Genomic DNA, 22,638 nt, shown 5'->3' on the forward strand with positions numbered 1-22,638 from the left:
ATTTATGGGTCTTTTTTCAAAGAATAAACCAAAGATTAAAGTCCAAACGATTAAAAAAGATGGTTATAGCGGGTGGATTAAATGCACGCACTGTCATGAGATCATTCATGCAAATGAATTGCAAGAAAATTTCTCTTGTTGTCCGAAGTGCAGTTACCATTATCGTTTATCAGGTTCTCAAAGGATTAAGCTTTTATCAGATCAGGATAGTTTTGAAGAGCTTTTCACAGATCTAAAACCAATGGATCCTTTGAACTTTACTGATACAGAATCTTATGTAAATAGACTTTTGAAAGCGACTAAGACCTCTTGTCGTGATGAAGCAGTAATTGTAGGGAAAGCTACTATATTTGAAACGCAGATTGCTTTGGGAGTTCTCGATTTTACATTTATGGTGGGCTCTATGGGATCAGTAGTGGGGGAGAGACTTACATTATTGATTGAATATGCCTTAAATCACGACTTGCCAATAGTCATTGTTTCTGCTTCTGGAGGAGCTAGAATGCAAGAATCAGCACTTTCTTTAATGCAAATGGCAAAAACATCTGCTGCTTTAGCAAAACTGCACGAAGAAGGACTACCTTTTATTTCTGTAATGACAAATCCTACATTAGGCGGTGTTACAGCCTCTTTTGCTTCTTTAGGAGATATTATTATTGCAGAACCAGATGCTTTGATTGGTTTTGCAGGGCCTCGGGTAGTAGAACAAACCATGAGAAAAAAGCTTCCTCCTAATGCGCAATGCTCAGAGTTTCTTTTAGAAAAAGGAATGATTGATTGTATCGTATCTCGTCATCAATTAAAACAAACTTTAAGCGACCTTTTAACGTTTTTAACACGTCAAAAAAAATCAAAAATTTCTTTGTTAGAAAAGTCTTTAAAAAAAATCCCTCAAAAACTACAAGATCTGTTAGAACTAGGTGCTATTACAGGACAAGGGCTAAAACATTAAATTTAAAGGGAAATACATGTCTGAGAGATTAGAAGTAGGAATTGATTTAGAAGAAGAAAAATGTACCCCAGAGTACGCCTCCCAGCAAGCAGCAGGAGCGGATATAAAAGCGCACATAACAGAAGAAATGTTATTGAAACCTGGAGCGTCTATTCTTATTCCTACAGGGATTTATTTGGAAATTCCAAATGGTTATGAAGCGCAAATCCGCCCTCGAAGCGGACTTGCGTTAAAACAACAAATTACAGTACTAAATTCCCCTGGTACAATTGATTCTGATTATCGAGGAGAGATCAAAATTATTTTAATAAACCATGGTAAGTCAGATTTTATTATTACTCCTGGTATGCGTATTGCGCAGATGGTTTTTGCACCTGTTATGCAAGCTGTATTTATCAGGAAAAGCGATTTAGCTATAACTAAAAGAGGAGAGAGTGGATTTGGCCATACTGGCACGCATTAATCATCAAATCTCATTAGGTTTTAACGATTTAAGGAAGTTTTTTAAACGAGATAGTACATTGGTCATTTCTGATTATTTAGATGAAGAGCTCGTTTTATTTATGCAAGCTGACAATCGTGATGATGCTTTAAATCGTTTAGTGAGTCTACTAGAAGAGAAAAAAAAGCTTCAAGATTCTAAACGGTTCTATCAGGCAATTTTAGAAAGAGAAAGGATTGTTCCTACCGCAATTGGTCTGGGAGTTGCAGTCCCTCATGCGAAACTGCATAGCTATAAGGATTTTTTTATCGCAGTGGGAATTCAGGTACAGCAGGGTTTAGAATGGAATGCTCTTGATGGTATGGCAGTCCAACTCATTTTTATGATTGGAGGTCCAGATAATCGACAAACGGAATACTTACGCATTTTGTCTCATTTGACAATGGCGGTTAAAAATAAAGAAAGGCGCAAAAAGCTGCTTAAGTGCCATTGCGCTAAAGAAGTAATCGAAATGTTTAACGGATGTTAAACTAAGAGGAAAAACCATGGATCTTACAATTAAAGATGTTGCTAAGTTATTCAATATTTCAGAAGCTGCTATTCATAAATTATTACTTCATAATAAAATTCCTTCTTATTGTATTAATGGAGAACACCGATTTGGCTTAGTCGAAATTGAAAACTGGATGTTAAAGTTTGATTTAAAACAACTCCAAGAAACCGCTTCTTGTGATCAACAAATCTACCCTCTAACTAACCAAAAGCAGCAAATGCAGATAGAAAGTCCAGTTAGTGGTGGAATGGTACAATTTTGTTTATATCGTGCTCTTCACCAAGGAGATGTTTTAGTTAATATCAAAGGAAATAAGAAAGAAGAAATCATTTCTTCAGTAACTAAAATTGTAGCCCCTAAACTCAATGTGGATGCTGAAGTATTAGCAGAGCTTTTAATTGATCGCGAAGACTTAAGTCCAACAGCTTTAGGAAATGGTCTTGCAGTTCCACATACAAGAGAAGCAATGGCAAAAGGATCGTTTGATATGGTGTTTATTGTATATCCTGAAGCACCTCTGGAATATGGAGCTTTGGATTCTAAACTAGTACATACGCTATTTTTCTTGTTCGCTGGAAGTGATAAAGCGCATCTTCAACTTCTAGCAAAATTAGCACATTTAAGTAGTCATAAAGAGGCATTTCAATTGTTACTAGACCGTTCTGATAAAGCTACTTTGTTAGACTTTGTTCGCAATTGGGAAGGACAAATCCGTTCTATAGGATAAGTTATTTTTATTTTTCTATTCATAAAAACAAACTTATCTTACCCTTGCTAGGGTATATCGAACTTTGCAAACCACTAAAAAATAAAAATGGACATCCTTTTTTATGTCTAAGCAATTATTTATCAAAAAATCTTTAAAAGATTTATTAAGTCAAGCCTCGCAACCTAACCGTGGTCTTACGCGCTCTTTAGGACCGGTTAATTTAACAGCAATGGGAGTAGGGGCCATCATAGGTGCTGGAATTTTTGTATTAACAGGACAAGCAGCAGCTCAATATGCAGGTCCTGGAATTTTTATTTCATTTATTTTAGCAGCGATGATTTGTGTTTTTGCAGCTCTTTGCTATGCAGAATTTGCTTCTTTAATTCCTATTGCAGGAAGCGCTTATACTTATGCGTATGTTACCATGGGAGAATTAACGGCCTGGATCATTGGTTGGGGTTTAACCATGGAATACTTATTTTCTGCGGCAACTGTTTCCGTAGGATGGTCCGGATATTTTGTGAGCTTGTTAAAAGATTTTGGAATGCAATTGCCCTCTTTTTTAGCTAGTTCTCCACTAAGCTATGAAATAGGAATAGGGTGGGAAACAACCGGAGCTATTATGAATCTTCCTGCCATGTTCATTGTTGCTGTCATGGGAGCTTTGGTTTCCGTTGGAATTAAAGCGGCTGCTGGCTTCAATAACTTAATGGTAATTATCAAAATGGGAGTGATCTTGCTATTTATTGGCTGTGGGATTGCTTTCATCAATTTAGATCATTTAATACCATTTATTCCAGAGAATACGGGGGAATTTGGAGTATATGGATTTAGTGGTATTTTGCGTGGAGCTGGGGTTGTCTTTTTTGCTTTTATCGGTTTTGATGCTCTTTCTACTCTAGCGCAAGACGCACGTAATCCACAAAAAGACCTACCAATAGGGATGTTAGGATCGCTTAGCATATCTACTCTTGCATATATTGCTATTGGAGTTATTCTACTTGGCATCGTGCCCTACACTATGCTAGATGTTCCAGATCCTCTTGCAGTAGCTGTAAATGCTTTAGGCCCTAAATTTATTTGGCTGCGTTTAGTTCTTAAATTTGCTATTTTAGCAGGTTTAACCTCTGTTGTGTTAGTTATGATCTTAGGGCAATCTCGTATTTTTTATACAATGGCAAATGATGGGTTATTGCCTAAACCTTTTAGTCAGATCAGTAAAAGGTTTCATACTCCATTTTTTACTTCTATTATAGTCACTCTTATAGCTATGATCTTAGCAGGGATTTTCCCAGTAGGTATTTTGGGTCAGTTGACTTCAATGGGAGCTCTTTTGGCCTTTACTATTGTTTGCTTTGGTATTTTGATCCTGCGCTATAAACAACCTTTATTACATCGTCCGTTTAAAACTCCTTTTGTGCCTTGGATTCCTCTAGCAGGTACTTTATGTTGTATTATTCAGATGTTAGCTTTCCCAGCTGTTAGTTGGTGGCAGATGTTTGTTTGGATGGTGATAGGATGTATTATTTATTTTGCCTATGGTATAAAAAATAGTAAAATCCGTCAGCCGGTTAAAAAATAAGGTTATTTGTGACCAGTGCTTACCATAATTGATGGTTTTGGTAAGCAGTGGTCACTTTTTTCTAAAAATACTAAGAAAATCTATCGTTTAAGCTAAGAACTGCAGCTTGTGTATTAATGGTCTTATTCAAAAATTCTAGTTTTTGAGTGCTCCATCTAAACCGATCTCATTAATGTTGTTCAGTTAAAGCTGTGGCTGTAGCAGCTTTATAGAAAAGAGTATTTGTGTTTCTAGAGGAATATTCATTAATTGCTCTTCATATTCCTATGCTTTAAGAATTCTTACAGCTAAAATGCCAACGGATAAAATGATACTATTCAAAGCTAAAGCATCATAGCCGGTTAAGTTTCGGACGTTACATGCTTCCCAACCTGCTTGAAAATCTAGAGGAACGCCTCTATACTTTAGATAAGGTGCATCTTGCATAATTTTTTGTGCTTTTCGACTTTCAATATGAGCAGTAGTTAGTGTTAAAGCAACAGCCATAGCTAGATAAGGAGCAATCTGTTTAGCTGTTATTTTTAATGTAATACCGGGTAGTGGTACGCGGGCTATTATAGATAAAGCAATACCTGCAATTAGACAAACGTACCAAGTAGCAATTGTGCCCCAAGCAATCGCATTAAGGTTGGGGTTTAAACTTTGAATAGGACGATTTTTTAGGCTTCGACCATCATAGAAGTTCCCAACAGTGAAGTATTCAATACAGTCTCGACAAGCAATCATATCATTGGCAATTCCATAAGCAGTGCCGGTTAATACCGTTAATCCTGTAATTTTAATGAGTTCCCAAGAGCTGCATAGAGCTAATCCAGCTAGGGTTGTTGCTCCAACAGCTCTAAAAACTAGGGGTTTATATCTTGGAGTAACTATGTCTATTTTTGACAAGATATCACTAATGTAGGGAGTCATAAAAACCCTTTGTTGTTTTTTTGATGAGGCAAATCATAGCAACATCTATTTTTAAATCAAAATGCAAATGCTTAATTTAAATGTTAATATATAAATTAATTTATTTAGTTTAATTTAACTAAAAACACCAGATTGATTTTTATGATGAAAATGTTATTTTCATTGTCGTAGCATTAGTTATAAAAACAAATAATTTAATAATAGGTTCTTATTATGTTACTATTAATTAATTCCGTTCGAACTGCTATAGATACTAATAAAGATTTAGCTCTCTTAAAAAGAGATATAGATTTATCTTTTCTCAATAATCTATTTGTTTTCGGTTTACCGAAATTAACACTTTCTCAGAATCTTTTTGAGAAGAGAAATCGGTTTATAAAAAGATTTAACCCTACGTATCCTAGTACAAAACACGTGATATACAAGGAGCGCATTGCAGATATTTTAGGGGGGAATATTTATCATGCAGTAAAAGTAAAAGGCTGTATAAAAGATAAGTTAGAAAATCTTTCAAACACAGATTTATCTGCTAAAGCCTTAAAATAGCTTCTGGCTCAATCATCCCACCACCTAGGCAACGATTACCAGTATAGAATACAATCGATTGTCTAGGAGTAATGGCTCTTTGAGGTTCTAAGAAGCGTACAAAAGCTTTTCCCTCGGAGATTTTTTCAATGATACAAGCTTGATCTTTTTGTCGGTAACGGATTTTAGCAGAGCAAGGATAAGGTGTTTGAAAGGGAAAATTTGCTATCCAGCTTAAATCTGTTGCAATAAGCTCTGATTGATAAAGGCTGGGATGGTCTAAGCCTTGCTCGACAATAATGACATTGCGTTTGATATCTTTGGCAACAACAAACCAAGCATCGCCAGCTCCTCCAATTTTTAATCCTTTACGTTGGCCAATTGTATAATAAGCAAGACCATCATGATAACCCAAAATTCGTCCTTGCGTATTTTCAAATGCACCTTTTTGATAACCAAGATAAGGAAGAAGGAATTTTTTGAAGTTGCGTTTGCCAATAAAACAGATCCCTACGCTATCTTTTTTTTTGGCTGTGAAGAGATTATGCGATAATGCAATTGAGCGCACTTCTTGTTTAGTTAGGTGTCCAATCGGAAAGAGGACTTTTTCTAATATCTTTTGTGAAAGGGTATAAAGAAAATAGCTTTGATCTTTATTAAGGTCTCGGCCTTTATGTAGGTAAAAGGACTTTTCTTTTTCTATGGTACAGTAGTGGCCAGTTGCCAGGTAATCAGCGCCAAGACTCATTGCTTTATCAAGAAAAACCTTAAATTTAATTTCTCGGTTACAGAGAATATCTGGATTTGGAGTATAACCTTTTTTTAATTCAGTAAGGAAATGAGAAAAGACAGATTCTTGATACTCTTTGACAAAGTTTACCGTATAGCAAGGGATATCGATCTGTGCACAAACTCTTTGGACATCTTCGAAATCAGAAGACGAAAGACAGGTGCCTTTTTCATCTTTTTCATCCCAATTCTTCATGAAAAGGCCTATGACTTGATAACCCTTTGCTTTAAGCAACAAGGCTGCAACAGAGGAGTCTACTCCTCCAGACATCCCAACAACAACTATTTTTTTCATATGAGGCATTTTTTTTGAAGTAATTATACTACAAAAAAACAAAAAAAACTAGACAGGATTTAAACTTTCAAAATTTCATGTATTTTTTTTTGATTGGCTTGGTTTAAATTAAGCCAGTTCTTTAATTGATCTTTTGTAATACCAAGGCCAACAATACGACTCTCATCTATTTCTTTAAGATCCTCCATAACATCTTCAATAAAAGGAGTTTGGTCTTCTTTTTTTATTAGCTTTGAGGTTTGGGTAGAAATATATTTATGCAAAGACCTTCCTGCTAAATTATAAGTGATAATATGACTGATAATAATACGGCGTTGCTGTCGATAACGTACTCGTATTTCATCATAATTTATCGTTTTAACTGTTGAATCATACAAGGCACAAGTCCGCATATAAGAGAATACATACAAATCAAGGATTGGGTGTACATTTTGTAGCTCATAAACCGCAATCATAGCTGAAGTGTAATCATTTCTTTCAACATCACTAAATGATAAAGGAACAAGGTTATTTTTAATCAGAGGAATGTTAGCACTAAGGCGGGCGGTGCGTTTATTTACATCTGCAAATGCTTGTAAATAGGAGATATGTATAAGCAAGAATAAACTTTGCTCATATGGATCTTTAATCAGTGCAGCCTTTTTAGTGATACGATCAAGGCGCATTTTTAATTGCTTGGAGTCTTCAAAAGGAATATAGACAGAACCTCCTATGCGAACTCCATGATCCCTGACTTTTCCTGCATGTCGAGCAACTTCTAACAATCCATCTGAGAGAAGAAAGTGTAGTGTGCAAATAGTTTCTTTATCTATTTCTAATCGAGGAGCTGTATCCACTAAATAGCAAATAGCTTCTTTGTGATTGAGAATCATAATTTTCTCTTCGTCAAGCTTCCCTTCGGGGCTTATTCCTTCAAGAATGAGTTTTTTTGTATCTAATAATGAATATGTATTACCTTCTAATCTAGAAGAATTATAGGAAAGATCGATAAGGAGGCGGTTAAAAATTTGATGTGCATAGGTCCCAGCTGGTACTGAAAGGGTAGAGCGCTTTCCTGCTTTATGTAACTGTAATCTCAGTTCTAATGGAGTATAAAAACTGCTATTTGGCTGGTAAATCTCAAGCCAATCGTCCATATAGGTAATGGAATTCGTTCGTAGATGGGAAGTTGTACCTGCTTAAGTATTTTTTTGCTTTTAGAGCTAAAACAATTATCGTTAATATCTTTATGCTGATGCTGGATGGCTTTATATCTAGTTCCACGTTTATTTCCGAGTTTTTCGACGCAGTAAGCCAGCGCCTTACACTTCTTTCGGTATAATTACTTCCGAGTTTTTCAAGTAATTCATATAGTCTAATAGGCGCTGGCTCCTGGATTAGTTGATGTAATACGGCCATTTTTCAAGATTTTTGGCCGATATTAGTCTGTAAGGGCAGAAAGAAGGAGTTTTAACTCCTTCTTAAGAGCTTCTTCTTTTAAGCGCCTTCTGTGGGAGTTTGTTTATCAGCTATGGTCAAACACTCTTCTAAAGGGGTGAGTAAGAGTTTATCCTCGTCTGCTGAGATTGACCAGTGTCCGCCTTTACCTGGATTGAGCAGAAGCTGTTCTGCTAAAGGGTCCTCTAGGTATTGTTCGATGATGCGGCGCAGAGGTCTAGCTCCCATTGCAGGATCAAAGCCTTTATTTACTAAAAAGTCTTTTGCTTTCTCATCGAGAGTAAAAGATATTTGCTTTCTAGCTAGGCGCTCTAATACTTTTTTCACCTCTAATTCAATGACGTTAAAGAGATGAGCTCTATCTAGAGGTTTAAAGATAATCATTCCGTCTAGACGGTTGATAAACTCTGGTTTAAATCCTTTAGCAACTGAGCGTCTAATGGTCTCTTCCATAGATTTATAGTCAGGAGTACCTTCACTTGCTGCAAAGCCTACTTCAGAAGATCTGCGAATAAGATCTGCTCCTAAATTGGAAGTCATAATGATGATGGTATTACGGAAGTCAATTCGGCGACCAAATGAGTCGGTTAGGCGTCCCTCTTCTAATATTTGTAAAAGCATATTCAGCACATCAGGATGTGCTTTTTCTACCTCGTCAAATAATACCACGCAATAAGGTCTTTGTCTTACTTGTTCTGTCAATTGACCGCCTTCTTCATGGCCTACATATCCAGGAGGAGAACCTGTCATGCGACTGATAGCAAATTTCTCCATGTATTCAGACATATCGACCTGAATCAGGGCATCTTCGCCACCAAACATATTGATGGCAAGTTGCTTTGCTAATAGCGTTTTCCCGACACCTGTGGGTCCTAAGAATAGAAAAGCGCCAATGGGTCTATTGGGATCTTTAATATCAGCTCTACTTCGGCGAATGGCTCTACAAACAACGCTTACTGCATCATCTTGACCGATAATGTTTTCCTTTAGGATCTCTTCCATCTTAAGCACTTTTGTAGTTTCTCCTTCTGTTAACCTTGTCAGAGGGATTTTTGTTTGCTTTGCTACAATTTCTGCAACTTCTTCTTCATCAACAATCACTTGGTGTTGTTCTTTGTTATTTTTCCATCTTTCACTGATCTGCTTTAACTGCTCTCGTAGACTCTGTTCAGTATCGCGTAATTTGGCAGCTTCTTCATACTCTTGTTTTTCCAAAGCAGTTTCTTTAGCTACAAGAACCTTGTCGATTTCTGTTTCATATTTTGTAATCTCTTGAGATTGGGGCATAGTTGCAATCCGCGCTTTAGCTCCAGCTTCATCGATCAAATCGATTGCCTTATCCGGTAGGAATCTTCCTATAATATAACGATCTGATAGGTATACAGCAGATTTAATTGAGGAATCGGTGTAAATGCATTTGTGATGATCTTCATATTTGGCTTTTAGGCCCATTAAAATAGCAACGGCTTCTTCAACAGAGGGAGGTGTAACGAGAATCTTCTGAAAACGTCTTTCTAAAGCGGCATCTTTTTCAATATGTTTGCGATATTCATCAATGGTAGTTGCACCAATACACTGGATTTCACCACGAGAGAGAGCTGGTTTTAAAATATTGGATGCATCAATGGCTCCTTCAGCAGCTCCTGCTCCAACAATCGTATGTAGCTCATCGATGAAGAGAAGGATATTTCCATTCTTTTTAATCTCATCCATGACCGCTTTGATTCGCTCTTCAAACTGTCCGCGGTATTTAGTTCCTGCAATCATTAGAGTAAGGTCCAGTGAAATCAAGCGTTTTTTGATCAAATGGTCGGGCACTTCCCCTTTAACGATTGCTTGAGCTAACCCTTCTACTATTGCTGTTTTCCCCACACCTGCTTCTCCGATTAAAACAGGATTGTTTTTGCGTCTTCTACAGAGAATTAAAATCAGACGCTCCACTTCTTCTTTTCTACCGATTACTGGGTCGAGTTTTCCTTCGCGGCAAGCTTCGGTTAAGTCGTGGCCGTAGGCTTTTAGCGCAGGCATTTTTTCCGAAGCCATTCCTTTTTCTGGGCCTTTACTTGTAGAAGAGTAATTAGGGTTATTTGAAGAACTCATACCAGAGGGAGGAAGTTGTAAATTAAAGATTTCTAATTCTTTAAGGATTTCTCGGTAAATATCTTTTAAATTCACATTGAGATTTTCTAGTACTTGCGCAGCAACGCCATCACGTTGGCGTAAAAGAGCTAGCAATAGGTGCTCTGTTCCTACATAATTGTGATTAAGATTTGCGGCTTCTTCGTTAGAGTATTCAAAAACTTTTTTTACTTTTCCCGTTAGTGCAGGATCTCCATAGACCTGGATTTCTGGCCCGAATCCAACAAGCCTTTCTACTTCAGCACGTACAGTATCGTAATCTAAATTAAAATTACGAAGTACATTAACAGCAATTCCTTGACCGAGTTTGAGCAAACCAAGTAAGATGTGTTCGGTTCCAAGGTAGTTGTGGTTAAGGCGTTGAGCTTCTTTTTTTGCAAATTTAATGACTTGCTTAGCACGATTAGTGAATTTATCAAACATATATTACCTTTTTTATCCCATCCTCTTATAAACCGATAATTTTAGGGGCTTTTTCCTTTTTTTGACAAATTAGACAAAGTTAATCAAGAGATTTCTTCGCATTTATAAGCTATTTTAAATGAACAATTTTTCTTTTTTAGGTATTCTTGAGCTTTAGAATTTAAAAAAATATAGTGAATTCATGGAAACTACCGAATGTATAATTATACATACTGAGCGAAAAAGTGCCGAGGAAAATATGCGCTTTGATATGGAGCTCTTAGAAAATGCTGAAAATTTTTTAAACCCAGTACTTCATTTCTATGAATGGGAGTCTCCTAGTGCGACTTATGGCTATTTTGCAGATCCTGCCTCCTTGCTTTTTTTAGACCAAATTGGGCTGCTTGACTTAGCAAGAAGACCGACAGGGGGAGGAGTGATTTTTCATATTTGGGATTTTGCTTTTAGCGTTTTAGTACCAGCTAGTTGCGCTCTTTATTCAGTAAATACCTTAAATAATTACGCACTCATTAATGCGGTTGTCCTATCCTCAATTGAGTCTTTTTTGGGGAATAGTACTTCCTTTTACCTTACTCCTCAAGAGGAAGCTTCTTCAGTTAAGGATTGTAAACATTTTTGTATGGCAAAGCCAACCCAATATGATGTAATGCTAAAAAATAAGAAGGTAGCAGGGGCTGCTCAACGTAAAACAAAAAAAGGCTTCCTACATCAGGGGAGTATTTGTCTACAGCTTCCCAATCGCAATTACCTTAATCAAATCATTCGTTCTAAAGAAGTGATTGATGCTATGTATAGGCACACATTTCCTCTTTTAGGGGATCAAGCTGTTTCAAAAGCACAAATAGAGGCAGCAAAGGTGGATCTTCAAACACTTTTAGCCTGTGATTTAAACCGCATTTGCTTAAAATATTCACAAGCAAATTGTTAAAGAGGCTTATCATGAAAGAGCGCACCGCAATTCAACCTACCCGCCAAGAAAACTATGCAGAATGGTATCAAGAAGTCATAAAAGCAGCCGATCTTGCAGAGCATTCCTCTGTTAGAGGCTGTATGGTTATCAAACCTTGGGGATATGCGATCTGGGAAAATATGCAAAGAGTGCTCGATTCTATGCTAAAAAAAACCGGCCATCAAAACGCTTATTTCCCTCTATTTATTCCTTTAAGCTTTTTGCAAAAAGAAGCAGAGCATGTAGAAGGTTTTGCCAAAGAATGTGCGGTGGTTACCCACCATCGTTTAGAAAAAAATCAAGAGGGGAAATTAATCCCAGCAGAAGAGTTAGAAGAGCCCTTGGTTGTGCGTCCTACTTCAGAAACAATTATTGGTGATGCTTTTTCCAAGTGGATAACTTCTTATCGCGATCTCCCTCTTCTGATTAATCAATGGGCGAATGTAGTTCGTTGGGAAATGAGAACAAGGATGTTTTTACGTACGACAGAATTTCTATGGCAAGAAGGGCATACAGCGCATGCCACGAAGGAGCAAGCGCAAGAAGAGACAAAACTCATGCTCGACGTGTATACGCAATTTGCATATGAATTTTTGGCTATTCCCGTCATTAAAGGAGAAAAAACCGCTTCTGAGAGATTTCCAGGTGCTGTTTCTACCTATTGCATTGAAGCAATGATGCAAGATCGCAAAGCCCTGCAGGCGGGAACCTCGCATTTTCTTGGACAGAATTTTGCCAAGGCTTCCCAGATTCTTTTTCAGGATCCACAAGGAGAATCGCAATTTGCTTGGACTACTTCTTGGGGAGTAACCACCAGGTTGATTGGAGCTCTTGTAATGACTCACAGTGATGATGATGGATTAATTTTACCTCCTAAGATTGCTTCCTCTCAGATTGTCCTGCTCCCTGTGATACATAAAGAAGAGAAAAGAGAAGAGGTGCTTAACTATTGCAGGTCCCTAGCAGAAGAACTCCGTGGTTTATCCTATGTAGGTAGGTCTTTAGAGGTCATCATCGATACAAGAGACTTAAGAGGAGGAGAAAAACTCTGGTCTTGGATTAAAAAGGGGATTCCTATTCGAATTGAAGTAGGTCCACGAGACATAGAACAAGACCTCTTGCCTGTATCGCGGAGAGATTGTCCTCATAGAGAAAAAAAGACATTTTCTAAACAAAAACTTCTCTTATCCATTAGAGATATTCTCGATTCTATCCAAGATACACTTCTGCAAAGAGCGTTGGATTTTAGAAACACTCATACCCATAAAATTGATACTCAAGAAGACTTCTATGCATTTTTTACTCCTAAAAATCCTAAAAATCCTGAGATCCATGCAGGATTTGCCTTAACTCATTTCTCAGAAGATCTCGACATAGAAGAAGAAATTAAACAAGATTTAGGGGTTACCATCCGTTGCATCCCATTAGACGAAGAAGAGGAGGGAACATGTCCCTTTACAGGTAAAAAAAGTACAAGACGAGTGATTTTTGCTAAGTCGTATTGAGAATAGATTTATCAAACAATAACATCAAAAAGAGCATATTATTGAATTCTCTTTGTAAAAATATAGAAAAACAAGAAGCATAAGAAAGCTTGAATATATTCTCACCTACATTCTACTTGTGTAAGTAGCTCTAAATCTTCTGAGAAGGTTTTATTAACAATTTCAGACAAACGCTCAACAGAAGCTGTGTCTAATGGATCATTATGAGAAGATCTAATTCCTAGAAAATGTTTATTCTTACGAGCTCCTAATTCCAGCAATTCAAAAGCTAAGGAGCCTTTTTTTTCTATTACACCGTCTGTTTCAGCTAGATTATTGCTGTTTTTTAGTTCGTATACATAGTTTTCATAAGGATATTTTGGTAGAGTTGCTTGTAAGATGATCTCTGGCGCTTGTAGCTTTTGAGAAGAAGCTACAGAATCCATTTCCCAACCAAGAGGTTTTATTAAAAAACCAAAGAATTTGCATGTTATTAATGGAACTAGCCGACTTAAAGAAGAAAACGTTCTGTCTTTGATAAAAACATATTTTATATCTTTTTTTAATGGATGTATTCTTAATGCTTCTCCTTGTATACCTCCACCCAGAGAAAAGCCAGATCCAATAATCTCTTTAGCACCAATACCTTTTTCTTCATCTTCTAAGAAGGTTAGCATGGCACGATAAGCTTTGACCATTGCTTGCTTACTAGGTAAACCAGAGCTCACTCCCACTCCTGGATAATTGAACAAAATAGCATTGCTGTTACATTTAGATAAAAAATTATTTAACTCTTCATCCAATTTGAATTCATAAAGTTCACCATTCCCATTGGATATTAGAGTCCATCTACCATTATTGAAAGTAGATGGCTTACCAGCTATTATGCTATCTATTTTATATCCATCAGTTTCAATAGTTATGCGCTTGTACTTCCATTCATTCTTTAATTCAAGTTCCGATCTTCTCTCATGTAAAGAACATTTTTTAAATATAAAGCTTGTGATTGAAGCAAAAGAACCTAGACATGAAGCAGGCAAAATCAGAATTCTAGCAAAGAAAAGAAGAGACATAGGTGAACAAATGAGTGCTGCTTTTATCAAGGAGATTTTTCCAATAAGAGAAAGACTCATTGAAAAAGCAGTGATTGAAAAAGCTGTTGGGCAAACAATGATTGATAGGATTTGCTTTGCAATTCTAATAATTTTATGCTCGGTATTCCATGTGTAACTGACAAGCAAAGGCCTAGTTAAAGACAAATCTTGTTTTGTAGCCTCTAAATATTCAGGCTGACTATAAAATGCATTTGCTCCAAAAAAAATGTCTGAAAAAGATTTTTCTGAATGAATAAAGCTTGAAGGGCTAGAGATTGTCATAACTAATTCTTAGTTTTAGTGATAAAAAAACATTATACAATAACAAAAGTTTAATAGCAATTAAAAAAAAATATTAAAATTTATTTTAAATATTAAAAATTTTATAATGAATTTATACTTTCTCTAGAAAAGGATTCTCCTTTTGCTAAAACTTTTTTTTTGTTTAGGCAATTTTTTTATTTCCTTGTAATATGGCAGTTATCATTTAATAAAGCACTTAAAGGTCGGGAAAGCTTTATGCTAGAATTTTTTCGCAAATATCAGAAAGTTTTTTTTATTTTTGTAACCATTATTATAGGGATCTCTTTTTCCGTAGTAGGGATCAATACGCAAATGATGGAATCCACTCCTGATAAGCAGATCGGTAAGACTGTTAATGGGAGACCAATTTATTCCAAAGAATTATTGGTCTTAAGTCAATTACTTAATCATTCCATCTTTGATACCGACCGTAGTAATTGGCCTCATTTATTGAACGATGGAGTAATTGAAAAGAATTTTTTAGAGACAGGGCTTGCTGTGATGTTAGCCGAACAGTATTTTCCTTATTTGGAACCGGAGCTTAAAAAGAAGGAAAAGGTTATCGCTCTATTTAAGCCCTATACCCATCCTTATGATGCTCAATTAAGTTGTAGGGCTATTTGGAAAAGTTATTCCCCTGGATTATTAGAGCACTTAGAGCAGTTGAAAAATTCGAAGATGGATGCTCATAGATTTTCTACATTATGCCAGTTGTATCTCGATCAAATAGCTTTTCCTAAAGAAGCTATGCAACAGGTATTGCATTTTCAAGAGCAAAAAGCAGGAGTTCCTAAAGATCCTCGTTTAACAGAAATAGAGTTGTCTTTATTTGGATTCAAAAATGTAAAAGATTGGTTTGGGGATAGATTTATCCATTTAGCTAGTCAATTTATTTTAAATGTATCTTCTCTTGCAGAACAAAAAAAATATCAAATTACCAAACAAGAAGCACAAACCGATCTCTTGCAAAACATTTATAAGGGATACAAGCAGCTTTTTCAAAATAAATCACTCGAACCTGGCCAAGCTATGCAATACTTTCAACGTGAATTACAGGTGCTTGGATTAAATGAGGTCGATGTCGTAAATGCTTGGCGCCATGTTATGCTATTTCGACGTTTGGTATTGGATACTTCTGGAAGCGTTTTTAATGATCCATTAGCGCAAAAGCAATTTCATTTATTTGCGGATCAAAGTGTAGAAGTTGAATTGTATGAACTACCTTCTTATTTACGTTTACACGATTTTTCTGCACTTCTTAAATTGCAGGTATACTTAGAAGCCGTATCTCTTGAACAACCAAAGAGTTTGAATCTACCTTTAGAATTTGCTTCTTTGAATAGCATTGAAGCAAGAGAGCCAGCGCTTGTGCAAAAAAAAGTAGAGGTTCGTTTAAGCTCTATTAACATAGAGGAGCTTGCTGCTCAAATTAGCCTTAAAAGTACTTGGGAATGGGAAGTTACGGATGAAGGATGGTCTTTTTTACAAAAGAGGTTTTCTGAAATTAAAAACTCTTCAGATCGTAGAGAGGTATTAGATCAAATAGAGTCTCGTACTGCTATAGATCAAGTCGCAAGACTCGAAATGGTTCGACAAGATAAAGAACTTATTATGCAAGCTTTGCAACAAAGACCTCTGGAAACCGTCGAATTGTCCTTAAGGAAAAAACCAGTAGCTCAAGGTCCTTATAGCTCCTTACTTAACGATAAAGAATGTGCTGTTTTTTTAGAAAATGCTCCATTAGGATCGATAGAGGAATGTTATAATGTGGATGCAAATAACTTTTATCGCATAGAGTTAGTTAGCCGCGATGTTCAGAAAGAGTTGGTTAATTTTGAAGAAGCTTTTCAAGATGGCACTTTAGATGCTATTCTCGATCAAAAATTAGAAAATGCCTATCCAAATATACGTAAAGGGAAAGGGTTATTTCTTCAAGGAAATGGGAATTTTAAACCTTTTTATGAGGTAAAAGAACAGATAGCGCGTATTTTATATGAGCCTTTATTGCTTGCTATTGAACAGGAATATGTAAAGATATTTGGGGACTTACCAGGGATGAGTAAACAGTTACCTGGGATCTTTTACTGTAAATATCGTTTGTATGGATTCATGCAATCTGCAAAACAGCAATTAGAACTAGGTGCTGTGCTTCATTTACCTAAACAATGGGAGCTAACTTCTACTTCATTGTGCATTTCTCGTAGCCAAAAACTGGATTTCCCAACGGATGATTGGGTCGAGATTCCTGTCAATCAATGGTCGCCTATTTCTATAGGATCTTCGGGTTCTTTAGCCTTTGCTAAAGTATGTTCTAAAGAGCGTTTAAAAGAAGTGCCTTTAGAAAAAATAGAGCAGGGATTCCAATTTCTTTCTTTTGATACATGTCGAGATGTGATGCGTCATTTACTAGAAAAAATAGTAGAAGGAAATTGCATTGTTTTTTCCGATAAGGAGCTTGAATGACAATTGATCTATTAGAAGAGATAAGTCCTATTGTACCGCTTGATTGTTTTGCTATTCAGTGCAAGCTTTTACATGCTAAAAATCAACCCTCTATCAAGGTGATGAGGAAAAAGTTTTTATTGCCTTCTACTTCTAAGTTGCTCAATGAAGTTTCTTTTGCAGAGGTTGCAATAGCTTGGAATGAACAGGCGATTTACTGCGATCTATTTTTTGATAAGCTTTTAGAATCTACAGATAAAATAGAACTATTTTTTGATACAAGAGACTTAAAAACCATTAGCTTTACACATCGCTTTTGTCATCAATTTTTCATTCTTCCTCAGAAAGCAAATGATGAGACATTTGCAAAAGAGATAACGATTTTTCGTACAGAAGACGCACATCCTCTTTGTTTAGCAGAAGATATACAAGTAAATCTACAGGATCATCGCAAATCTTATATCGTTAGAGTTATCATTCCAGCGCATTGTTTACATGGCTATGATCCATTGCAGTTTTCTCGTATAGCAATAAACTATCGTTTACATAGCAAAGGAGCTTTTCAACATTTTTCTTCTGCTTTCCCATTAACAGAACAGCATCCTCGTTATTGGGCTAGTTGTGAATTGATAAAAGGGAGTATTTTTATATGAAATTTACAGAGTCACATGAGTGGATTAGAATGGAGAATGAAGTAGGCACGGTTGGAATTACTCATTTTGCTCAAAAAGAAATTGGGGAAATCGTATATGTGGAATTACCCTCTGTTGGCAAACTGGTAAAAGCCGGTCAGGAAATTGCTGTACTTGAATCTACCAAAGCAGCAGCAGATATTTATTCTCCTGTATCTGGAGAAGTTTTAGAAATTAATGAAAAATTACAAGAGTTTTCTCAAGGGATTAACCAAGCAGCTGAAACCGATGGTTGGCTTTTTAAGGTTAAAATTACAGACAAAGAGGAATTAGAAAGACTCCTATCAGAAGAACAATATAAAGAGTTCATTCGATGAAAAAAAAGCTCTTTAGCGTTTTTGGAATGTTGGGTGCAAGATGGCTCTGTATTGTTTTTTGCCAAAAATTGCTTGGGATAAAAATATAAGAGTGCTTTTCATATTAAAGTTTTACATCTAAAATATCTAGCTGATCGTAATGTTACGTCTCAAAATATTCTTGGGACTGTATGAACTTTAAGTCGTTTTTTTGTGGAAGTGCATCATGGTATTTTAGACCTAAACCAATTGTAGTTAGTAGAAGCTCGAGATAACTCTGGAAATACCTTAGAGAAAACAAGTTGTTGGAAAAATCGGTGATTAGTTAAAAAGATACCCTAACTGTAACAAATCCAGTTAAGGTATCTTTCCTTTAAGAGTATTGTAATGAGAGTTCTTTTAAAGAATTTAAGTGGTGTTATTCAAAAGATCTGTTATCCTTCTATTTGTATCTATTGTCACGAACTCTGTAATTCTAAAAGACATATCTTTTGCAAAGAGTGTTTTGATTTAATCGATATTTTAGAGAAAGAAGAGAGATGCTCTTGTTGTTTTTCTGCTTCCTATGAGTCCTATTGTTTATCTTGCATGCATCAAGCCAATATAAAACAAGCGTATGTTAGTGAGCAAAAGGTACCCCTTTATGCTTTATTAGAAAAGGTTCTTAAAGGACAGCACTATAGAGTTCCATCTATAGCAGCACTTATGGCCTATCAATATCTAAGGTTAGACTTTTCTCTACCTGATTATATTGTACCTAATTTATGCACGCATAAGAAACTATCTATTCTACTAGCAAAAGAAATGAGTAAAATTTTACAGGTGCCACATAGACGATTTTTTTTGAAGAAATTACAAAATAGTCATGTTTTATTAATAAGTTTTCAACAAGATCAGAGTTATGATAAAAGCATACAAATAATAAAGAGAGAAAACCCTAAAAGCTTAATGGGGCTCACACTGCTTGGCCCTTTAAGCTTCTAGATTACATCAGTTATATGGGTTTGATATCCCAAACCTTCTTGCTAAAACCTCTTTTACTAACAGACGTTTTACGCTGATTTTGTATATAGTGATTTGCAAGAGCTTATTTTTGAATGATTTCTTTGTCTAGGCTTAAGGAAGTCAAGACCGCCTATACTCAAAAGCATCTGTTGTAAGCAATGACTTAACTATTTACTACATTTTCTGCATACTATAGTAATTTGAATTTAAAATTTCCATTAACTACACACTTGTAAAAAAGATTGATCAATAGCTTCTGCAAGGTTTGAATATCAGGTTAAGGCTTCTTTTACTCTTTTCTTAAAATGTGCCCAAAACTTTTCGATAGGATTCAAATCAGGAGAATAGGGAGACAAAAATAATACTTCGCATCTAGCTCTTTTAATGATTTCTAAACTCTCTTTGGACTTATGAAAACTCGCATTATCCAAAATAACTACTTGTCCAGGTTTTAGCTCAGGGATGAGTATTTGTTCGAGCCACATGTTAAACAACTGGGTATTACATGTTCCTGTATAACAAAAGGGTGCTAAAATGTTTGATCGATTCTTAGCTGCTATAAAACTTTCTCTGTGATAACGATTTCCTGATACAGACCATACGCTTTTTCCCCTCTGGGTGCTCTCGCATTCTTCCTTTGAAGATATTCATTAATCCCACTTTCATCGACATAAACTCGATCTTCTTCAGCAATTTCCTCTACTCTCTTTTCTCATCATCTCTTTCTTGATAGAAGGGCGTCTTTTTTTTAAAGTAATCTTTAGTCTTTTACATGCATAAAAGACCGCAGTTATCGTTACTCCAAAGCATTCGGCTATTTCTTTTAAGTAGTTATCCGGATTCTCTTGAAGGTACGCTTTTAGCTTTTCTCCTTCAATTTTATTAGGACGTCTTTTTAAATATGCTACGCGCCGTCACTCCAAAGATTTGACTTGCTTCTTCTTTTGAATTGCCTTTCTCTATATAGTCTAATGCTTTTTTTCTTAAATCATAGGAATATGCCATGTAAGCATCATACTTCTTTGTCGTGAAAGTTTAAAGTTAAATTGCTATAGAATATTGAAGCGGACTCTTTTTGACTCATTTAAAGAAGAGTCCCTCAATAATGCCCTTTTTCTTGATAGAGCTTTTTCGGTTAGTGCTTCTAGTTGTTTATTGAAGTTTTCCTCAATAGCAATATAGTCTGGGTTTTCTAAGCTAGCAGAATTTTCTCTTGCATCTACTATAGATTGATATTCTTCTTTATAATGAGTAGAAAGAGCTGCTATCCATTTATCATGAAGATTAAGAAACGCAAAATACGCTTTTTGATGGCTCTGCTGGCTCAAGACAAATGCTTTAGCCTCTTGTAGGTCGTCAGGAGTTAGTTGACTGCAGTCAAAGAAAAGCATATTTTGCATGTTTACAGGAAGGTTTAAATCCTCTTTGAGTTTGATGAGGTATCCAAGGTATATTTCCACTTCATCAACTTCCTGATCAGGATCTTCAGCTTCAGATCGTAAAACGCTAATTTTATTTTCAGCAATTGCTTCTAACATATTGATAGCCCATAAACCTTTAAGAAGATCTGCTAGAGCATGCATGTTTGTAAAAGAAACAGTTGCAAGTTGATGAGCAACATCTAAATTTATAATAGACAATGCCATTCTATCACCACATGTTCTTACTGCATCATGAATAATCGTATCAAAAGTTGCACGAAACTCTTGGTTGTCATTAGCTTCGGTTAAGTAGTTTATCACTTGAGTAATTAATTCTTTTTGTAATTCTCCTCCCTTTTTAAAGTCAGCAATATCAAATAGTCGCTTTAGCCAAAGGTACAAATCTTCTGATTCTTCAAGCTTAGAAAACTCTCTAGGAGGCTTTTTTATTAATTGATACATCATTGCTACGAACTCTTTCATTGTATTATGAAGAATGATCTTAGGACCCTTGTAACGAAAACTAGCAATAGCTGTTAAAAGGTATTCTAGAATCACTGGATCAATATTATGGTTCCCTCTCAAAGCAATAACACTAGATTCGGGAAGCTCTAGTATTTTCAGAGGGATTTCAGTTAAAGAATAGTTATTGCTAAGTTCTAATATTTTTAGTCGAGATAGATTACCGAATGCATCAGGTAAGGTTGTAAGTTTATTGGTGCTAAGCCCTAACTGTGTTAGTTGAGCTAGATTGCCGAATGTATCAGGCAGGGTTGTAAGTTGATTAGTACTAAGATCTAGTTCTATTAGTCTAGATAGATTACCAAATGTATCGGGTAAGATTGTAAGCTGATTCTCGCTGAGATTTAGTATTGTTAGCTTAGATAGGTTGCTGAATGTATCAGGTAAGGCTGTAAGTTGATTCTCCTTGAGATTTAGTTCTGTTAGTCTAGATAGATTATCAAGTGTATCAGGTAAGGTTGTAAGTTGATTAGTACTAAGATCTAGTTCTGTTAGTCTAGATAGATTATCAAGTGTATCAGGTAAGGTTCTAAGTTGATTAGTACTAAGATCTAGTATTGCTAGCTGAGATAGGCTGCTGAATGCATCAGGTAAGGCTGTAAGTTGATTAGTACTAAGATCTAACCATATTAGTTGAGTTAGATTGCCGAATGTATCAGGCAGGGTTGTAAGTTGATTAATACTAAGATCTAGTTCTGTTAGTCTAGATAGATTACCAAGTGTATCAGGTAAGTTTGTAAGTTGATTAGTACTAAGATCTAGTATTGCTAGCTGAGATAGGCTGCTGAATGCATCAGGTAAGGTTGTAAGTTTATTGATGCTAAGCCCTAACTGTGTTAGTTGAGCTAGATTGCTGAATGTATCAGGCAGGGTTGTAAGTTGATTAGTACTAAGATCTAGTTCTGCTAGTCGAGCTAGATTGCCAAGTGTATCAGGTAATGTTGTAAGTTGATTAGTATTAAGATCTAACCATATTAGTTGAGCTAGATTGCCAAATGTATCAGGTAGGGTTGTAAGTTGATTAGTACTAAGATCTAGTTCTGTTAGTTGAGATAGGTTGCCGAATGTATCAGGCAGGGTTGTAAGTTGGTTCTTGCTGAGATCTAACTGTTTTAATCTATGACAAAAGCAAGAAATGTTAAAAATATCGGGTAAGGAGCTTAAGTTTAGATTAGATAAGTTTAAATTTTTTTTTGTGCTATTATTAAAAAAATCAAAAACTCTCTTTTTAACTTCTATTTGATTTTCTTCAGAAAGAGATTTTTCTATCCACTGGTTTAAGACGTGGTCCAATTGCTGTTTTTGAGCTAAAACAGCCCTGTAAGTAAGTATACCAAATAGCGTAGCAAATATTTTATTATTAATATGTATGATCTTTAACTTTAATGCAGTTAAGCCGATATTCGTACCAGGAAAAGTTGTAAGTCTGTTACCATTAAGGTTTAGTTCTTCTAATTCAGAGAGATGACTGAAAACATCAGGCAAAGAACTTAAGTTTAAGTAGGATAAATCTAATAGAGACTTTTCTTTGCAATTAAAAAAATCAAGAATTCTATTTGTAGCTTCTCTTCTATTTTCTTCTGAAGATGCTTCTTTTTCCCATTCTTTTAAAATACTTGTGAGTGCGTGCTTTAATTGAGATGGATTGTTGTTGCTGCTATTTATTGTCATA

Annotated in this window: 20 protein-coding genes and 1 pseudogene; 12 read left to right on the forward strand and 9 right to left on the reverse strand. The window is 35.8% G+C overall.

What is annotated here, in order from left to right; translation table 11 throughout:
• The first annotated feature begins 4 nt into the window (after positions 1–4).
• The 5 genes from accD to RHAB15C_RS01500 all read left to right on the forward strand — a co-directional run bounded on the left by accD (position 5) and on the right by RHAB15C_RS01500 (position 4,238).
• Entirely contained in the window at positions 5–952 is a 948-nt protein-coding gene (gene accD / locus RHAB15C_RS01480) for an acetyl-CoA carboxylase, carboxyltransferase subunit beta (RefSeq protein WP_194845467.1), read from the forward strand.
• 16 nt (positions 953–968) lie between these two features.
• Positions 969–1,415, forward strand: coding sequence for a dUTP diphosphatase (gene dut / locus RHAB15C_RS01485; protein ID WP_194845466.1), 447 nt, complete (start codon positions 969–971; stop codon positions 1,413–1,415).
• Positions 1,393–1,923, forward strand: a complete 531-nt coding sequence (locus tag RHAB15C_RS01490) for a PTS sugar transporter subunit IIA (protein ID WP_246587581.1) — start codon at positions 1,393–1,395, stop codon at positions 1,921–1,923. The genes dut and RHAB15C_RS01490 overlap by 23 nt, the downstream gene beginning before the upstream one ends.
• 16 nt (positions 1,924–1,939) lie before the next feature.
• The gene (locus tag RHAB15C_RS01495; RefSeq protein WP_194845465.1) at positions 1,940–2,674 is read left to right on the forward strand and encodes a PTS sugar transporter subunit IIA; all 735 of its coding nucleotides are present in this window, start codon (positions 1,940–1,942) and stop codon (positions 2,672–2,674) included.
• Between the two features lie 103 nt (positions 2,675–2,777).
• Positions 2,778–4,238: an amino acid permease gene (locus RHAB15C_RS01500; protein ID WP_194845464.1), complete on the forward strand. Its 1,461-nt coding sequence runs from the start codon at positions 2,778–2,780 to the stop codon at positions 4,236–4,238.
• Positions 4,239–4,502: 264 nt separating this feature from the next.
• On the opposite strand, the gene RHAB15C_RS01505 is transcribed toward RHAB15C_RS01500, so the two are convergent.
• Positions 4,503–5,150 carry a hypothetical protein gene (locus RHAB15C_RS01505; RefSeq protein WP_194845463.1) on the reverse strand — a complete coding sequence of 216 codons (648 nt, stop codon included), beginning with the start codon at positions 5,148–5,150 and terminating at the stop codon, positions 4,503–4,505.
• Between the two features lie 213 nt (positions 5,151–5,363).
• Here RHAB15C_RS01505 and RHAB15C_RS01510 point away from each other — a divergent pair, with 213 nt between their 5' ends.
• The gene (locus RHAB15C_RS01510) at positions 5,364–5,696 is read left to right on the forward strand and encodes a hypothetical protein (protein ID WP_194845462.1); all 333 of its coding nucleotides are present in this window, start codon (positions 5,364–5,366) and stop codon (positions 5,694–5,696) included.
• Here RHAB15C_RS01510 and mnmA read toward each other — a convergent pair.
• The 3 genes from mnmA to RHAB15C_RS01525 all read right to left on the reverse strand — a co-directional run bounded on the left by mnmA (position 5,680) and on the right by RHAB15C_RS01525 (position 10,758).
• Positions 5,680–6,759 carry a tRNA 2-thiouridine(34) synthase MnmA gene (gene mnmA / locus RHAB15C_RS01515; protein WP_194845461.1) on the reverse strand — a complete coding sequence of 360 codons (1,080 nt, stop codon included), beginning with the start codon at positions 6,757–6,759 and terminating at the stop codon, positions 5,680–5,682. The two genes, RHAB15C_RS01510 and mnmA, sit on opposite strands and share 17 nt — an antisense overlap.
• 59 nt (positions 6,760–6,818) lie before the next feature.
• Complete coding sequence (locus RHAB15C_RS01520) at positions 6,819–7,895, reverse strand: Fic family protein (protein ID WP_194845460.1); 1,077 nt, start codon at positions 7,893–7,895, stop codon at positions 6,819–6,821.
• A gap of 340 nt (positions 7,896–8,235) precedes the next feature.
• On the reverse strand, positions 8,236–10,758 hold the full coding sequence (locus RHAB15C_RS01525) for an ATP-dependent Clp protease ATP-binding subunit (RefSeq protein WP_194845459.1): 2,523 nt from the start codon (positions 10,756–10,758) through the stop codon (positions 8,236–8,238).
• A 238-nt stretch (positions 10,759–10,996) separates the two neighbouring features.
• Here RHAB15C_RS01525 and RHAB15C_RS01530 point away from each other — a divergent pair, with 238 nt between their 5' ends.
• Both RHAB15C_RS01530 and proS read left to right on the forward strand, forming a co-directional pair.
• Complete coding sequence (locus RHAB15C_RS01530; protein WP_220716061.1) at positions 10,997–11,686, forward strand: lipoyl protein ligase domain-containing protein; 690 nt, start codon at positions 10,997–10,999, stop codon at positions 11,684–11,686.
• An 11-nt stretch (positions 11,687–11,697) separates the two neighbouring features.
• A complete protein-coding gene (gene proS, locus RHAB15C_RS01535; protein WP_194845457.1) occupies positions 11,698–13,212 on the forward strand; it encodes a proline--tRNA ligase in 1,515 nt (504 codons plus the stop codon).
• A 101-nt stretch (positions 13,213–13,313) separates the two neighbouring features.
• On the opposite strand, the gene RHAB15C_RS01540 is transcribed toward proS, so the two are convergent.
• Positions 13,314–14,567, reverse strand: coding sequence for a CPn0927/CPn0928 family alpha/beta hydrolase fold protein (locus RHAB15C_RS01540; RefSeq protein ID WP_194845456.1), 1,254 nt, complete (start codon positions 14,565–14,567; stop codon positions 13,314–13,316).
• Positions 14,568–14,804: 237 nt separating this feature from the next.
• Between RHAB15C_RS01540 and RHAB15C_RS01545 the strand changes: the two genes are divergently transcribed.
• The 4 genes from RHAB15C_RS01545 to RHAB15C_RS01560 all read left to right on the forward strand — a co-directional run bounded on the left by RHAB15C_RS01545 (position 14,805) and on the right by RHAB15C_RS01560 (position 19,002).
• Positions 14,805–17,051, forward strand: coding sequence for a hypothetical protein (locus RHAB15C_RS01545; protein ID WP_194845455.1), 2,247 nt, complete (start codon positions 14,805–14,807; stop codon positions 17,049–17,051).
• The gene (locus RHAB15C_RS01550) at positions 17,048–17,683 is read left to right on the forward strand and encodes a DOMON domain-containing protein (RefSeq protein ID WP_194845454.1); all 636 of its coding nucleotides are present in this window, start codon (positions 17,048–17,050) and stop codon (positions 17,681–17,683) included. The genes RHAB15C_RS01545 and RHAB15C_RS01550 overlap by 4 nt, the downstream gene beginning before the upstream one ends.
• Entirely contained in the window at positions 17,680–18,039 is a 360-nt protein-coding gene (gcvH, locus tag RHAB15C_RS01555) for a glycine cleavage system protein GcvH (RefSeq protein WP_194845453.1), read from the forward strand. Before RHAB15C_RS01550 ends, gcvH begins: the two co-directional genes overlap by 4 nt.
• A gap of 366 nt (positions 18,040–18,405) precedes the next feature.
• Positions 18,406–19,002, forward strand: coding sequence for a hypothetical protein (locus RHAB15C_RS01560; protein WP_194845452.1), 597 nt, complete (start codon positions 18,406–18,408; stop codon positions 19,000–19,002).
• Positions 19,003–19,295: 293 nt separating this feature from the next.
• Here RHAB15C_RS01560 and RHAB15C_RS01565 read toward each other — a convergent pair whose 3' ends face one another.
• The 4 genes and pseudogenes from RHAB15C_RS01565 to RHAB15C_RS01580 all read right to left on the reverse strand — a co-directional run bounded on the left by RHAB15C_RS01565 (position 19,296) and on the right by RHAB15C_RS01580 (position 22,637).
• A complete protein-coding gene (locus RHAB15C_RS01565) occupies positions 19,296–19,583 on the reverse strand; it encodes a transposase (protein ID WP_320412561.1) in 288 nt (95 codons plus the stop codon).
• On the reverse strand, positions 19,573–19,716 hold the full coding sequence (locus RHAB15C_RS07225) for a hypothetical protein (protein WP_246587532.1): 144 nt from the start codon (positions 19,714–19,716) through the stop codon (positions 19,573–19,575). Before RHAB15C_RS07225 ends, RHAB15C_RS01565 begins: the two co-directional genes overlap by 11 nt.
• A pseudogene (locus RHAB15C_RS07230) lies at positions 19,710–20,028 on the reverse strand (IS630 transposase-related protein). The gene RHAB15C_RS07225 and the pseudogene RHAB15C_RS07230 overlap by 7 nt, the downstream one beginning before the upstream one ends.
• Before the next feature lie 44 nt (positions 20,029–20,072).
• The gene (locus tag RHAB15C_RS01580; RefSeq protein WP_220716063.1) at positions 20,073–22,637 is read right to left on the reverse strand and encodes a leucine-rich repeat domain-containing protein; all 2,565 of its coding nucleotides are present in this window, start codon (positions 22,635–22,637) and stop codon (positions 20,073–20,075) included.
• Between the last annotated feature and the right edge of the window lies 1 nt (position 22,638).

The organism is Candidatus Rhabdochlamydia porcellionis, assembly GCF_015356815.2.
Lineage (GTDB): Bacteria > Chlamydiota > Chlamydiia > Chlamydiales > Rhabdochlamydiaceae > Rhabdochlamydia > Rhabdochlamydia porcellionis.

Coding starts and splice junctions, on each gene's coding strand:
- dut (WP_194845466.1), top strand. CDS start 969: ATGTCTGAGAGATTAGAAGTAGGAATTGATTTAGAAGAAGAAAAATGT.
- RHAB15C_RS01525 (WP_194845459.1), bottom strand. CDS start 10,758: ATGTTTGATAAATTCACTAATCGTGCTAAGCAAGTCATTAAATTTGCA.
- RHAB15C_RS01560 (WP_194845452.1), top strand. CDS start 18,406: ATGAGAGTTCTTTTAAAGAATTTAAGTGGTGTTATTCAAAAGATCTGT.
- RHAB15C_RS01580 (WP_220716063.1), bottom strand. CDS start 22,637: ATGACAATAAATAGCAGCAACAACAATCCATCTCAATTAAAGCACGCA.
- RHAB15C_RS01500 (WP_194845464.1), top strand. CDS start 2,778: ATGTCTAAGCAATTATTTATCAAAAAATCTTTAAAAGATTTATTAAGT.
- RHAB15C_RS01550 (WP_194845454.1), top strand. CDS start 17,048: ATGACAATTGATCTATTAGAAGAGATAAGTCCTATTGTACCGCTTGAT.
- RHAB15C_RS01510 (WP_194845462.1), top strand. CDS start 5,364: ATGTTACTATTAATTAATTCCGTTCGAACTGCTATAGATACTAATAAA.
- mnmA (WP_194845461.1), bottom strand. CDS start 6,759: ATGAAAAAAATAGTTGTTGTTGGGATGTCTGGAGGAGTAGACTCCTCT.
- gcvH (WP_194845453.1), top strand. CDS start 17,680: ATGAAATTTACAGAGTCACATGAGTGGATTAGAATGGAGAATGAAGTA.
- RHAB15C_RS01545 (WP_194845455.1), top strand. CDS start 14,805: ATGCTAGAATTTTTTCGCAAATATCAGAAAGTTTTTTTTATTTTTGTA.
- RHAB15C_RS01505 (WP_194845463.1), bottom strand. CDS start 5,150: ATGACTCCCTACATTAGTGATATCTTGTCAAAAATAGACATAGTTACT.
- RHAB15C_RS01495 (WP_194845465.1), top strand. CDS start 1,940: ATGGATCTTACAATTAAAGATGTTGCTAAGTTATTCAATATTTCAGAA.
- accD (WP_194845467.1), top strand. CDS start 5: ATGGGTCTTTTTTCAAAGAATAAACCAAAGATTAAAGTCCAAACGATT.
- RHAB15C_RS01540 (WP_194845456.1), bottom strand. CDS start 14,567: ATGACAATCTCTAGCCCTTCAAGCTTTATTCATTCAGAAAAATCTTTT.
- RHAB15C_RS01520 (WP_194845460.1), bottom strand. CDS start 7,895: ATGGACGATTGGCTTGAGATTTACCAGCCAAATAGCAGTTTTTATACT.
- RHAB15C_RS01530 (WP_220716061.1), top strand. CDS start 10,997: ATGCGCTTTGATATGGAGCTCTTAGAAAATGCTGAAAATTTTTTAAAC.
- proS (WP_194845457.1), top strand. CDS start 11,698: ATGAAAGAGCGCACCGCAATTCAACCTACCCGCCAAGAAAACTATGCA.